14 protein-coding genes and 1 pseudogene are annotated in these 12,841 nt (G+C 62.9%); 7 read left to right on the top strand and 8 right to left on the bottom strand.

The window, feature by feature from the left end; all coding sequences use genetic code 11:
- Window positions 1-34 precede the first annotated feature (34 nt).
- The 3 genes from PHA81_RS06125 to PHA81_RS06115 are packed head-to-tail and all read right to left on the bottom strand — an operon-like array spanning window position 35 to window position 2,725.
- The gene (locus PHA81_RS06125) at window positions 35-838 is read right to left on the bottom strand and encodes an ABC transporter permease subunit (RefSeq protein WP_273835833.1); all 804 of its coding nucleotides are present in this window, start codon (window positions 836-838) and stop codon (window positions 35-37) included.
- Window positions 835-1,620, bottom strand: coding sequence for an ABC transporter permease subunit (locus tag PHA81_RS06120; protein ID WP_005039450.1), 786 nt, complete (start codon window positions 1,618-1,620; stop codon window positions 835-837). The genes PHA81_RS06125 and PHA81_RS06120 overlap by 4 nt, the downstream gene beginning before the upstream one ends.
- Window positions 1,613-2,725 carry an ABC transporter ATP-binding protein gene (locus PHA81_RS06115; RefSeq protein WP_005039454.1) on the bottom strand — a complete coding sequence of 371 codons (1,113 nt, stop codon included), beginning with the start codon at window positions 2,723-2,725 and terminating at the stop codon, window positions 1,613-1,615. Before PHA81_RS06115 ends, PHA81_RS06120 begins: the two co-directional genes overlap by 8 nt.
- A 156-nt stretch (window positions 2,726-2,881) precedes the next feature.
- On the opposite strand from PHA81_RS06115, the gene PHA81_RS06110 reads away from it, so the two are divergent.
- Entirely contained in the window at window positions 2,882-3,202 is a 321-nt protein-coding gene (locus PHA81_RS06110) for a hypothetical protein (protein ID WP_273835828.1), read from the top strand.
- A gap of 68 nt (window positions 3,203-3,270) precedes the next feature.
- On the opposite strand, the gene PHA81_RS06105 is transcribed toward PHA81_RS06110, so the two are convergent.
- Together PHA81_RS06105 and PHA81_RS06100 are read right to left on the bottom strand one after the other, a co-directional pair.
- Window positions 3,271-3,870 (bottom strand): TetR/AcrR family transcriptional regulator, encoded by a 600-nt coding sequence (locus PHA81_RS06105; protein ID WP_005039459.1) that lies wholly within the window; start codon window positions 3,868-3,870, stop codon window positions 3,271-3,273.
- Between the two features lie 40 nt (window positions 3,871-3,910).
- On the bottom strand, window positions 3,911-4,312 hold the full coding sequence (locus PHA81_RS06100) for a zinc ribbon domain-containing protein (protein ID WP_005039462.1): 402 nt from the start codon (window positions 4,310-4,312) through the stop codon (window positions 3,911-3,913).
- 136 nt (window positions 4,313-4,448) lie between these two features.
- Between PHA81_RS06100 and PHA81_RS06095 the strand changes: the two genes are divergently transcribed.
- The 3 genes from PHA81_RS06095 (at window position 4,449) to PHA81_RS06085 (ending at window position 7,981) form a co-directional block, all read left to right on the top strand.
- The gene (locus PHA81_RS06095) at window positions 4,449-5,456 is read left to right on the top strand and encodes a daunorubicin resistance protein DrrA family ABC transporter ATP-binding protein (protein ID WP_005039464.1); all 1,008 of its coding nucleotides are present in this window, start codon (window positions 4,449-4,451) and stop codon (window positions 5,454-5,456) included.
- Window positions 5,453-6,223, top strand: a complete 771-nt coding sequence (locus PHA81_RS06090; protein ID WP_005039466.1) for an ABC transporter permease — start codon at window positions 5,453-5,455, stop codon at window positions 6,221-6,223. The genes PHA81_RS06095 and PHA81_RS06090 overlap by 4 nt, the downstream gene beginning before the upstream one ends.
- A gap of 1,020 nt (window positions 6,224-7,243) precedes the next feature.
- Window positions 7,244-7,981 (top strand): fumarylacetoacetate hydrolase family protein, encoded by a 738-nt coding sequence (locus tag PHA81_RS06085; RefSeq protein WP_005039469.1) that lies wholly within the window; start codon window positions 7,244-7,246, stop codon window positions 7,979-7,981.
- Between the two features lie 97 nt (window positions 7,982-8,078).
- Here the strand turns inward: PHA81_RS06085 and PHA81_RS06080 are convergent.
- Together PHA81_RS06080 and PHA81_RS06075 are read right to left on the bottom strand one after the other, a co-directional pair.
- Window positions 8,079-8,298, bottom strand: a pseudogene (locus PHA81_RS06080) (malate synthase); the annotation flags it as partial.
- A complete protein-coding gene (locus PHA81_RS06075) occupies window positions 8,299-8,595 on the bottom strand; it encodes a thiamine pyrophosphate-binding protein (protein ID WP_241430240.1) in 297 nt (98 codons plus the stop codon).
- 137 nt (window positions 8,596-8,732) lie between these two features.
- Between PHA81_RS06075 and ddh the strand changes: the two genes are divergently transcribed.
- Window positions 8,733-9,671: a D-2-hydroxyacid dehydrogenase gene (gene ddh / locus PHA81_RS06070; protein WP_005039472.1), complete on the top strand. Its 939-nt coding sequence runs from the start codon at window positions 8,733-8,735 to the stop codon at window positions 9,669-9,671.
- Window positions 9,672-9,767: 96 nt separating this feature from the next.
- Here ddh and PHA81_RS06065 read toward each other — a convergent pair whose 3' ends face one another.
- The gene (locus PHA81_RS06065) at window positions 9,768-10,064 is read right to left on the bottom strand and encodes a hypothetical protein (protein ID WP_193790495.1); all 297 of its coding nucleotides are present in this window, start codon (window positions 10,062-10,064) and stop codon (window positions 9,768-9,770) included.
- Window positions 10,065-10,832: 768 nt separating this feature from the next.
- Here PHA81_RS06065 and PHA81_RS06060 point away from each other — a divergent pair.
- On the top strand, window positions 10,833-12,179 hold the full coding sequence (locus tag PHA81_RS06060) for a divalent metal cation transporter (protein ID WP_273835821.1): 1,347 nt from the start codon (window positions 10,833-10,835) through the stop codon (window positions 12,177-12,179).
- Window position 12,180: 1 nt separating this feature from the next.
- Complete coding sequence (locus PHA81_RS06055) at window positions 12,181-12,732, top strand: hypothetical protein (protein WP_273835819.1); 552 nt, start codon at window positions 12,181-12,183, stop codon at window positions 12,730-12,732.
- Window positions 12,733-12,841 lie beyond the last annotated feature (109 nt).

The raw sequence follows: 12,841 nt of genomic DNA, 5'->3' as shown, positions 1-12,841 counted from the left end.
TGGTTCGGTTTCGCTGCCGAGCGAGACGATCGGATCACTGGATGTCCATCCTCGCGAAGCGTACTTGACTCACGGCTATCAGTACGACCGTGGCGGCGAGCAGGATGCCCGCGCTCACGAAGTCGTAGCTCCCCTCGACGAGGATCTCGTTCGCGTCGAAGTAGTTCATCGGCGCGATGTTCGCCACCCAGCCGAAGTCGGTCGCCACGATGAACGATTCGAGCAGATACAGCGAGAAGAGCAGCCCGATGGCGGCGTTCTGGGCGGTGTCCTTGCTGTCGAGCAGGACGGAGAGGACGAGGCCGATGGCCCCACAGCACAGGAGGTAGGGAATCGAGAGCACGTGAATCATCAGAAGCTCCTCGACCGCGATCGACGCGTCGATGAACAGCGTCCCGGCGTAGATCACCGCCGGCGTGACGACGCTAGCGACGAGGATCGGCACGAGCAGCGAGAGGAACTTCTCGACGAGCACGCTGCCCCGCGAGACCGGGTTCGCGAGCAGCACGTCCATCCGGTCGGTGTCGATGTCGCCCCGGATCGACCCCGCCGCGGTGTACGCGAGATAGAGACCGAAGAACACGGCCCAGAAAAGGGTGTAGAACTCGCCGGCGAGCAGACCTTCGAGGCTCGACAGACTCTCCAAACCGAACGCCTCGATGAACGGCTGTGGCAGGTCCGTCATGACCTGCTCGAACTGAGCGCTGGCCGCGACGTCGGTCGTGATCAACGGCGTGAACGCCACGAACGCCAACGCCATCAGCGCGAATGCGGCGCTAAGTCCGATCGCACTCTTGATCCGGTGGCCCCCTTCGTATCGCAGGATGTCGAGGGTCATTGGATATCCATCCTCGTAAAGCGCCACTGACTCGCAAAGACCAGCACTGCGGCCGCAGCGAGCAGGATGGCTCCGCCCGCGAGGTCGTAGTTCCCGTTGACGAGGATCTCGGTGGGGTCGAAGTAGTTCATCGGCGCGATCACACCCAGCACCTCGTAATCGGTGCCGATGAGCAGCGTCTCGACGAGAAACGCCACGACCAGCACCCCGATCGAGGTGATCTGGGCACGGCCCTGGTCGCTGAGGAACACCGACGCCGCGAACCCGACCGCCGAACAGCACAGCAGATAGGGAACCGCCAGCGCGTGGAGCGCGAGGAGGTTCGCGACGTCGAGCGGCGTGTCGATGATCACCGACCCAGCATAGAGCACGATCGGGGTGATCACGTTGACCGCGAGGATCGGCACCAGCAGGGAGGAAAACTCCTCGACGACGAGTTTCGATCGGGAGACCGGCGCGGAAAGCAGCGTATCCATCCGGCCCGTCTCGATATCGCCAGCGACCATCGAGGCCGCGCTGTACGCGAGGTAGAGCCCGAGCACGAGCACCCAGCCGACCTGGAAGAGTTCGACTGCGAGCAGCCCCGGTAGGGTATCGATCGCCGCGAGACCGAGTCCTTCGGTGAACTGTTGGGGGAGGTTCGAGAAGATGGCTTCGAGGTCGAAGTCGGTGAACGACGGCGAGAGGGCGACGAACATCGCACCGTAGAAACTCGCCGCGACCGCGATGGTGGCCCCGAGCACGAGGCGGCGTTCGCCCTCGTAGCGCGCGACCTCAAACATCCGCCTCACCACGCCGATCCGATCGGCCGACGGTGCTCGACTCCTCGTCCGGGTCGACGTCGCCGTAAAAGCGCATGAACACGTCCTCCAGCGGGGCGTCCGCGACGTCGAGGTCGAGGATGTCGTACTCGACGAGGTGTTCGAGCAGGGCGTTGTAATCGCCCGTGTACGTGAAGCTCACCGTCGTCCCCTCGCGTCCGCCCGCAGCGGAACCCTCGCCCGCGTCGTCCTCGCCCGGTTCCTGTTCGGCGTCCGCGGGCGCTCCGTTCGTTCGGTTGCCATCGCCGTCGGATCGCTCCGCGCTCCGACGAGGATCGCGCTCACCCCCGTCGGCCGCTGTGGGACGGGAGGACTCCTCGTCACCGCTGATCGTGACGTCGTGTGCGCCGTCGATGTCGAAGGCTCCGGGTTCGATGGTGCCGGCGACGTGCGCCGAGACGCGTTTTCCCGTCCTGTCGAGCAGCGTCTCGACGTCTTCGAGTTCGACGAGCTGGCCGTTTCGGATGACGCCCACGCGGTCACAGATCTTCTGGACCTCGCTCAGGATGTGCGAGGAGAAAAAGAAGGTCACGCCCTGCTCTTGCTCCTCGCGGATGAACTCGTAGAAGCGCTCCTGCATCAGCGGATCGAGTCCTGAAGTCGGTTCGTCCATGATGACGAGATCCGGGTCGTGCATGAACGCGAGCACGACCGCGAGCTTGCGCTTGTTCCCAGTCGAATACTCGCCGATCTCGCGGTCCATCGGCGGATCGAACAGCTCCAGTAACTCCTCGCTCCGCGTATCGCCCTTGAGCGACGCCTGGTACCGGAGGAATCGCCGCCCGGTGACGCTCTCGTCGAACCCCATCTCGGCCGGGATGTAGCCGATCGACTGTTTGGCCTCGATCATCGCGCTCCGGTCGGTGACGTCGTGGCCCAACACGGTGGCGCTCCCGCCGCTCGGCGATTGAAACCCCATCAGCGTCCGGATGGTGGTCGACTTGCCCGCGCCGTTGGGACCCAGAAATCCGAACACTTCGCCCTCCCGCACGTCGAGGGTGAGATCTTCGATACCAAGGGTCTCGCCGTAGTATTTCGTCAGTTCGTTCGTCCGGATTGCAACCATATTACTCCCTCACGCCTGCTGTTACACACCACGAATACATGAATCTAACGTCGGTTTCATTTTCGTATTTTCGTGTTCACGGCCACTCGGTAACCAGCCGTCCTACCGCCCACCGACGGAACCGTTAACAACCATCGACAACATAGCTCCAAATTGGTGTTGGATGTGTACACACCTCATGGAACGAGCGAGAAAGAGCAGTCGTCCATTTCCGGGAGTGGACAGGACGGGGTGGAGGGGATGGAGGGCGTGGAGGGCGTTCGACCGTTCGAACACTACGCGTGTGCGGTCGGAAGTCTCGTCATCGCGGTCGTCCTCGGGGCGCTGCTCTACCCGCTGCTGGTGTCGCTCACGTGGTCGCTGGGGATTCTCGCCACGACGGCGATCGTGGCGACGGTCGTCCTCGTCTGGGGACTCGGATGGATCGGCCTCGAACTCCTTTGGGAGTGGCGTGCCGGGCGCTGGCAACGGCCGTAAGCGTCGCGCAGCGAAACCGCCACTCCGGCCTTAGCGACGGCCGCCGATGACTGCGCGGCGGCTGTTGGCTACTCACCAGTGAGGATTTCTGTTTCGATGAACTGTGTCAGCGCCTCGCGGGTCGCGGCCGTACTGTTGCCGGCGATGGTCGCACGCCGCAACATCGCACCGTCGATCGTCGAGGCGAGTAGCGATACCGTCGGCTCGACGTCGACCTCCCGGAAGGTGCCGTCGTCGATGCCGGCCGTGAGAACGTCCGCGAGCGTGTCCTTGATGAGACGATCGGCGCGAGTGAACTGCTCGCGGTAGGCCTCGTTCGAGAGCGCCTGGGAACGCAGTTCGAGCAGCGCGATCTGGAACTCGCGCTGTTCCGCGTCGGGCGATGCCGGCAGGAAGTTGTCGATCAGCGACCGCAGCTGGTCGTCGGGACTGTCGGTCGTATCGATCGCGTCCTCGACGGTGAACTGATCGAGCATGTACGACAGGAACTCGACGAGGATCTCGTCTTTGGTGTCGTAGTGGTAGTACAGCAGCGATTTGCTCTTTTCGAACTCGTCCGCGATCGCCTGGATCGTGAGGTCGGCGTAGCCGTGGTCACAGAGCGCCCGGTAGGTGGCCTCCATGATCGCTGCCTGCGTGCCGGTTCGATCGTCCGCGTCACTGCTCATATAGACTGAATATTCAATCAGAAACAAAAGGCTATCGTTTTCACGACCCCTCGCTGCCGAGCGGGGTTGCACACCACTGGCAGAAGTCGAGGTCGTCGTCATCCACTGGCCGACCACACGATGGACACGCCGTCGGGCCGGCTCCATCGTGGGTACGAACGCGGTGGAAGTAGTTGTTGACGACCGCGAGCTGGTATGCGTCGAGCGCGCTGAGGGTCGTCACCACGAGCAGCGGGAGGAGATCGAGCCAGACAACCTGACCACCGGAGACGAACGCTTCGAGCGCCGACGCCGGCACGAACAGGTAGCTGGTGAGCCCCGCGACCCCGAGCCAGCCGAGCGCCCGTAGCCACCGTCGGAGATACAGGTGACCCGCCCCCGTGGCGAAAACGGCGAGGAGCGCGGCGAGCCACGGACGCTTCTTTGAAAGTGATTGGGCCATACCTGACTATACATTTAGTCAGGTTTCAGTCTTTCGGCTCGGTCGTTGGATTCACGACCCGAGTGTGCATCGCTACCGAACACCGACACAACAGGTTTACATAGACTGACCGTTCAGTTAGTGCAGGAACGATTCGATGGATGCAATCCAGGTAGATGGCCTAACCAAGGAGTTCGACACGGTCACGGCGGTGGACGACCTCTCCTTTACGGTAGAACAAGGCGAGATTTTCGGACTCCTCGGCCCGAACGGCGCGGGAAAGTCGACGTTGATCAACATGTTAGTGACGCTGCTGGGACCGAGCGAGGGGGCCGCGCGGGTCAACGGCCACGACATCACCAAGGAGAGGGGGGACGTGCGCGACAGCCTCGGGATCGTCTTCCAGGAGCCCGCGATCGACGAGGAGCTGACGGGCACAGAGAACCTCGCCTTTCACGGTCGAATGTACGGCAAGCGAACGGCAGAGCGTGAGGAGCGCATCCCCGAGGTGCTCGAACTCGTCGACCTCGCCGACGTGGCGGACAACAAGGTCGCGAGCTACTCCGGCGGAATGCAGCGCCGTTTGGAGATCGGCCGCGGGCTGATGCACGAGCCCGAGGTGCTCTTTCTCGACGAGCCCACCACGGGGTTGGACGCCCGGACCCGTCGAGACACGTGGGAGTACATCCAGCGGCTCAACGAGGAGTCGGGCGTCACGATCATCATCACGACCCACTACATGGACGAGGCCGACTTCCTCTGTGAACGGGTCGCGATCATGGATCAGGGCGATATCGTCGCGATCGATTCGCCCGAGGGACTCAAGGACTCGCTGGGCGGCGACGTCGTCACGCTCGGGCTCAATGGTCCGGCAAACGAGTTCGTCGACCGTCTCGGCGACCGACCGTGGGTGCGCGAGCGCGATCGAACCGACGAGGGGATCGCCATCACGCTCGAACACGGCACCACCCGGATCGTCGACCTCGTCCGACTCGCCGACGAGACGGAAGCGACGATTTCGTCCGTGGATCTCGAGAAGCCGAGCCTCGAGAACGTCTTCCTCGCGCTCACCGGCAGCACGCTGACCGAGCGCGAGGCCGACGAACCGTCGACGGAGTCAGAGTCACGCGAGGAATCGTCGCAGGCCGCGAGGGCGAGTCGATGAAGCTGATCGATCCCCTCGGCATCTACGGGCTCTGGCTCCGCGACGTGAAGCGATTCCTGCGGACGCCCTCCCAGATCATCGGCTCGCTCGTGTTCCCGCTGATGTTCCTCGTGCTCCTCGGCTTCGGGCTCGGTGGCGAGGCGATCCCCGGCCTCCCCGAGGGCGTCGAATACCTCCAGTATCTCGTCCCAGGCATCGTCGGCTTCACGATGCTGTTCGGTGCCTCGATCGCGGGGATCTCGATCCTCTCGGATCAGGACGTCGGGTTCCTGAAGGAGATCCTCGTCGCGCCGGTGAGTCGGACCTCGATAGTTCTAGGTCGGATCGCCGGCGGGTCGACGACGGCGATCGTCCAGGCGGTGCTCATCCTCGCGATCTCGATCCCGCTCGGGTTCGAACTCGCGAGTTGGCTCTCGCTACCGCTCGCAGCGGTCTTCCTCGTGTTGATCGCGGTGACGTTCGTCGGCTTCGGCATCGCGCTCGCGTCGCAGTTCTCCGACAGCGAGGGCTTCTCGCTCATCGTTCAGTTCGTCATCTTCCCGCTGTTCATCCTCTCGGGCGCGATCGTCCCCATCGAGGGGCTGCCCGAACTGATCCAGCCACTCGCGTACATCAACCCGCTGACGTACGGCGTCGACGGGCTCCGGGCGGCACTGGTCGGGACGTCGACGTATCCCCTCGTCGTGAACTTCGGCGCGCTCGTGGCCTCGTCGGTCGTGATGGTCGGTCTCGGTGCGTATCTGTTCGAACGGGTCGAGGCGGTCTGAATCCGAAAAATAAACCATCATTCGAGAGTCGACTCGCACTCCAGCAACGGCGGCACGATGGTGTCGCCGGTGACGAACACACCCGTTCTGGGCACCGATCGCTAACCGTGTCGACGGTCGGGTTGGACGAGCGCGTGCGATGCTGTGCTATCGTTGGTCGGTTCGGGCAGAAACACCGATCAGATGTTGCCGACCCGGATAGTGACCACGCCTCAATCGAACGAAGTTTCAGTAGGGAACACAGTATAATTAGGCATGTCGAATTAGTCGATGACAGACACAGTTGGATGAGTTTTTAGTTATCACTGCTCTTGAGCTGGTCGACCGTCCTCACGTGAGTGAAAAGTCGGCTGCTATCCAGTAGAGAACGCCTGTGCGACGACATTCAGTAGCGAAGTCATTTCACGAGGTGAGCGGCCTCGACCGAGAGACAAGGCGAAGCACAGGGCCACGAGACAGATCCGACAGCACCGATAACAAACCGGGTTGGCAATAGAACCGCAACAGTTCCAACCGATCGTTAACAGAATTTTCAGTATAACCATATCTTTGGCATTTTTACATCGTGATTAGAGATGTCTATCGAAAAATGGCAAATCCCACACGCTGTTTCGGTTCTCTGTTACGCGAGACGTGGCTAGAACTGGTAGGTGCTGTATCGGAATTTATTAGTTGGAATAGATTACTCATCTGAATCCGGGGTGGAGAGCTGTCGGATCGAACGAGCCGTAGTACATCAAAACAGTCATACGGCTTAGCTGTCCCGTGCGGCCCATGGAACAACCCGAGTTCAACATCGAGGGGGAGAGGACGTTTACTGCCGAGCTGCTCGAAGACGACGACAGTGAAACCCTGAAAGGGACACTCACCGACACCGGATACCGCGGTGCTGGGGACGGCGCTTGTCGAGCTAGCTGCGGAGTAGCTCACGCGACTGGACAACAGGACCGAACAGCGTTGCTGAGTGGCTGGAAGCGCCGATTCACGAGGGCTTATTACGGTCGCACCCGGCCGTCGTGTATGCGACGAGCGCGACTACGGACGTCAGGTGGCGTCGTCAGCGGTCGGTACGAGGACGGGATCGTGACCACGCGGGACGCCGAGTACGTCGTCGGCCAAGATGGAGAGCTCACGTACCCCTGTTCGCCATCGGCGCTGTACTGTGTCGGCCGGAACTTCGCCGCAACGCTCGATCAGATGGACTACGAGCGGCCGGACGAACCCGACTTCTTCATCAAACCGCCGGCCTCGCTCGTTGGCCACGACGATCCGATATGGTATCCCGACTGGACGAACGAGCTGACGTACGCGGGTGAGCTCGTCGCCGTCATCGAGGAGGAATGCCACGACGTCGCTGCCGCGGACGTTCCGGACGTGGTCGAGGGCTACACCATCATGAACGACGTCGACGCGCTCGACCAGCAGGGTCGGACCGCCCGAAAGGCGTTCGATACGTCCGGGCCGCTCGGTCCGTGGATCGAGACGGATATCGACCCGCACGGGATCGACATGACGACGACGATCAACGGCGAGCAGCGCCAAGCCGCGAACACCGAACTGATGCTGTTCGATCCACACGAGATCGTCGCGTACCTCTCCCGACGGTTCACCCTCCGCCCTGGCGACGCGATCGCGTTCGGGAGCCCGGCGAACCCGGGCACGATCGAACCGGGCGACCGCATCGAGATCACCTACGAGGGAATCGGGACCCTCAGCAACACGGTGGCCGCATCCGAGACCGACGCGCAACCCTCATAACCATCGGCAGCCGCTGCGGATCGGGCGCTACGCGATCAGTACTCAGCGGAAACCGGAGCTTCGAAATCGTTCTCAGGATGCAGCGCGGAGTGTGGCTTCAGTTGCCGACGTCGGTGGCGCGCTCGACCACGCTCTCGCCGTAGCGGTCGGCGAGGTCGTCGTGCTGGCTGGGGGCGGTTCTCGGAGACGTCCTGAAAGAGGGTGACAGGGGTCATCGCAGCCTGGTAGGTGGCCTCGTCTCACATTCGGTCGGTGGCGATGTCGATCGCGACGTCGTCGATGACGATCGTGGTCGCGCGTTCTATCTCTCGCGATCCTCACGGGTGCCGTGGCACGCATTGAGTCGCGCAACCCACATTCTCGACCGATTTCTCCGTTCCGGGACCAGGCTGGCAGACGAACGCGGCGATGTTCTCGCCGGAGGACGCCCGCCCGATCCCGTCGGCCATGTGGAGTGCGGTCCGCCCCTGCCGGGTGATGATGGTCCGGATTTCCGCGTCCTCTGGGATTTCCGTACCGAACAGCGGGTTGCTGGGGAGCCCCACGAGGTACTCTACGTCTTCCGCTTTCAGCACGTCAGTGATTGACTCGTTGATGATTATTGTGGTACCCACCACTCAAGTGACAGTCACTCAGCCGATAGCGGCTGGCATGAGTTTGTCAGATGATCCCGGTACCCTGTGTGCGCTCCGCCGCTGAAACGCACCAACAGACTCAAATGACCCGATTCCGTTGTCTCCGCCGGAACTGCATGACCGACCGTCCCGAGTTACGACGACTCTGTGTTCACGAATCGATCGGCAACGCGATCCCAAGAGAAGGCTTCGTATCGGCGTTCGACAATTTCCCGATCCCCATCGAACTCGTCAGCGACGACGAAACGTACGACGAGGGCGACGCAGTCGCCTCGTTCGAGCCGCGTCCAGAGTTCCTCGACGCCGGCTGGGTGCACGTGATTCGTGCAGGCTACGATGCGTTCGACACCAACGCGTACGAGACCGCAAGAACTCCCCTGACGAACAGCACGGGCATTCATGGTACCACCGTCGGCGAGATCGCCGTCGGCTACATGCTCTCGCTGGCCCGCATGCTCCACATCTATCGCGATCGACAGAACGACGACGACTGGTACGAGCCGGAGTACAGCCGGCCCTTCACCGTCGAAGACGAGCGCCTGTGCGTCATCGGTCTCGGGACGCTCGGCCAGGGAATCAGCGAGCGTGCGAACGCGCTCGGGATGGACGTCGTCGGCGTCCGTCGCTCCGGGAAATCGATCCCGGGCGTCTCCGAGGTGTACCACCCCGACGATCTCCACGACGCCATTGCGGACGCCCGTTTCGTCGCGGTCGCCGTCCCGCACACCCCGTCGACCGAGGGGATGATCAGCACCGCCGAGTTCGAAGCAATGGGCGACGACGCCTATCTCGTCAACGTCGCCCGTGGGCCGATCGTCGACGAGGACGCACTCATCGACGCGCTCGACTCGGGCACGATCGCCGGTGCGGGGCTGGACGTCTTCGAGACCGAACCCCTCCCCGAGGAGTCGCCGCTGTGGGACTTCGAGGAGGTCATCATCTCGCCGCACCGTGGGTCGGCGACGAACCGCTATCACCTCGACATCGCCGAACTGGTCGCCGAGAACGTCCACCGGTATCAGGACGGCGAGTCGTTGAAGAATCGCGTCGTCTGAGCCGACGGTACTCGATCTGCACACGCTGTTACACTCTTTTCGACGAAAGTCACAGACTGACCGTCGTGCAAGCCGGTTTCGCGACATGGCAGTCCGTCACCGCTCGATGACATCGCTCACTCGTCCGTCGGAAAAGCCCGCGAGAATCACCTTGCCCAGCGCCGTTGTGTGGTGATACACTTCGCGACCGGCGTGAGTATCGAGATTCGTCGCGCGACTGCTGTCGGCTCTGTGGAGAAATATTCCACGTCCCCGTTCTTCGACCAGCAGGTTCGCCATTTCGCCGTACTCCTCGGCCGATCGCCGTATCTCCGATTTCGCCGTTTCGTCGATCCTCCGCCGTCGGCGTGCCCCTACGTCGAGGTTCAGCAGTCGGAGTCCGGTGTCGGACATATCGTTTCGCCTTCGATCACGTACCGCCCCCTCTTCGAGCGTCTTGAGGTGTTTGTAGACGCTGCTTTTGGAGATTTCCAGCCGGTTCGCGATCACGATTGGGCTCGACTGCCGAGTGGAGTGTCCAGTTCTAACAGTAGTACGTGTGTTATAGTAGGGGAACAGGAAACGGTTCACAAAACGTGAACGACAGTTGGAACTGATAACCCATATCGTAGCGAGTCAGAGTAGGTGGGTAGCGAGCACGGTGCTGGCATCGTACGGTCGAAGCAACGAACGTTCGAGAGAAGACAGTCGCCTGTTGCTACGTTTCCGTCAGCTGTCCTCGTGTTCTCGATCACGATCAGATACGAGAGGATGTGATCGTGTCTGTGAAGCTCTCAACACAAGTCCCGGGATTGCTACAAGAGAGCAGGACGTGAAACGACATCGACAGCATCCCACGGACGAGAATTCGTCGTTCGTGTCGGACGAGGAGATGCTTGGCAGGAGATGAAGACGGATGGGTGTAAAGTGGGATGATAGTTTTCCAGGTCGAGAGATTCCCAACACCCCGGAAGACATCACAGCACCCAGACACGACTGTACGTTGCATCGTGGTCGGAAACGTCCGCCAGCGAGCACCACCGAACAGCCGATCACGACAACACGCCGGACTGCATCCCCCTCTCAGTGCTCGCGCTCATCGATGTCGCAAGCGCTAATTACTGGAAGATAGCATCGAGTGATACACCGATGAACGACGACGAGTTTTCGGGGTGCGTCTGAATGGCCGCACTCGAACGCGTTCGCGGATACACCGCGGAGATCGGACCGGCGTGGCTCGCGGGGGCGATCGCTGCCGGCCCGGCGACGATGGCCAGCCTCATCGCCGGCGGGGCGGGCTTCGGCTACACCCTGCTCTGGGTCGCCGTGCTTTCGGCAGTGCTCGGCGCGCTCTCACAGTATCTCGCGATGCGGCTCGGACTGCTGACCGAGGCGGGGATCGTCTCGGTCGTCGAGGACCATCTCGGCGACGGCTGGGCGTGGCTGCTCGTCGCCGACACGGTGCTGGCCGCCGGATTGGCGCAGTTGGTCATCATGAAGACGGTTGCCGGCGTCTCCGCGACGGTCACCGGGATCGACGCCCGGATCTGGGCGGTCGTCTGGGGGCTCGTGCTCGCGATCGGGCTCGCCAGTGGCGGCTATCACATCGCCGAACTCGGCGCGAAAGTGCTCGTCTCGCTCGTCGTCCTCGCCTTCGTCGCCTCGCTGTTCGTCGTTCCCATCGATCTCTCGGCGGCGGCTGGCGGGCTCGTGCCACGGATCCCCGCCGGCGTCGACGGCGCGCTCGTCGCCGCAGGGGTTCTCGGCGGCGCGGTCCACATCACGCTCGTGACGATGCAGTCGTACACGATGGCGGCGCGCGGCTGGACCCGCGAGGACGCCGGTCTCGCACGTTTCGACGTCATCGTCTCGATGCTGGGTGCGTTCGGTGTCTACAGCCTCGCCATCTTCCTCGTGGCTGCGTCGGTGCTCCACGGGCCGAACGTCGCGACCAGGGAACTGACCGCGACCGCAGCCGCACAGGCGCTTGGCCCACTCGTCGGCGATGCTGCGAGCTGGCTGTTCCTGCTCGGGCTCTGGGGCGCAGCCATCTCGACGCTCGGCGCGAACACGGTCGTCCCGCCGTACCTCCTCGCGGACAAGCTGGGGTGGGACCGCGACGTTGCCGATCCGCGATACCGGGCGGCCGTCGTCGTCGTCGCGCTCGCTGGCATCGCCGGCGTGTTCGTCGGCGGAGAGGTATTTCCGCTGCTCGTCCTGACGCTCGCGTTCGGGCTCGTCGGGACGCCGTTCGCGCTCGCGCTCGTCCTCTACTTGCTCAACGACCGGCAGGCGGTCCCGGAGACGAACTCGACGGCCGCCAACGTCGGCGGCGTGGTGCTCATCGGCGTGACCGCCGTCACGGCCGGTTCGTTCCTCCAAGGACAGATCGCGGGCGGGCTGACGCCGGTCACGCTGTTCGTCCTCGTCTTCGCCGCCGTTCTCGGGATCGCGACGTTGCTGTTGCTCGCGCTGTTCGTCCGCGAACGACTCGGCAGCGCCAGCACAACCGTCGAATCGGCAGGCTGAGATGACTGATCTTCCGTTTCCGCTCGCCGGAACGACGCTCGTGACTGGCCCATCGAACGTAGGCAAGACACGCCTGACTGCCCGTACGCTCGACGCGTGGACCGACGAGCACGGAACGGACGGGGTCGTGGTTCTCGATTTCGCCCCCGAAGTTCGACGGGACGGCCGGCTGCTCGGTGGGTTCTTAACCCGGTTCACCGACGTGCCGGACGACGTTTGGAACGAGCGCCTCGACGCCCACGCGCCACGGACGTCCGGCGCGACGGTTTCCGAAGCGCTCGATCTCGCGGCGGCAAACGCCCGACAGTCGAAACGGATGGTCCAGTCGGCTCCCGCCGATCCGCGTGCGGTCTTCGTCAACGACGCCACTATCCCGTTTCAAGCTGATCTCCTCGATCCCGCGGTGCTGTCGACGTACTGTGATGGGGCGGAAGTGACGGTTTGCAACGCCTTCGAGGGCGACGAACTCGGTGTCGACGACGACATCTCCCGCAACGAGCGGACCGCTCTCGACGCGCTGCGGTCGTGGGCGGATCGGGTCGTCGAGCTCTGATCGGCGGACGACATTGCGTCGTACTGTGTCGACAGGTCCGCAGTGCTGTTGCTGCTCGATTCCTCGCTGCGCCCGGAACCTTCCTTCGGATCGGGTCGCGTCGTTCGCC

Origin of the sequence: Halococcus sp. PRR34 (assembly GCF_028617175.1) — an archaeon.
GTDB lineage: Archaea > Halobacteriota > Halobacteria > Halobacteriales > Halococcaceae > Halococcus > Halococcus salifodinae.
The sequence above is the reverse complement of the archived record's forward strand: the minus strand, read 5'-3'. Positions and strand labels throughout refer to the sequence as shown.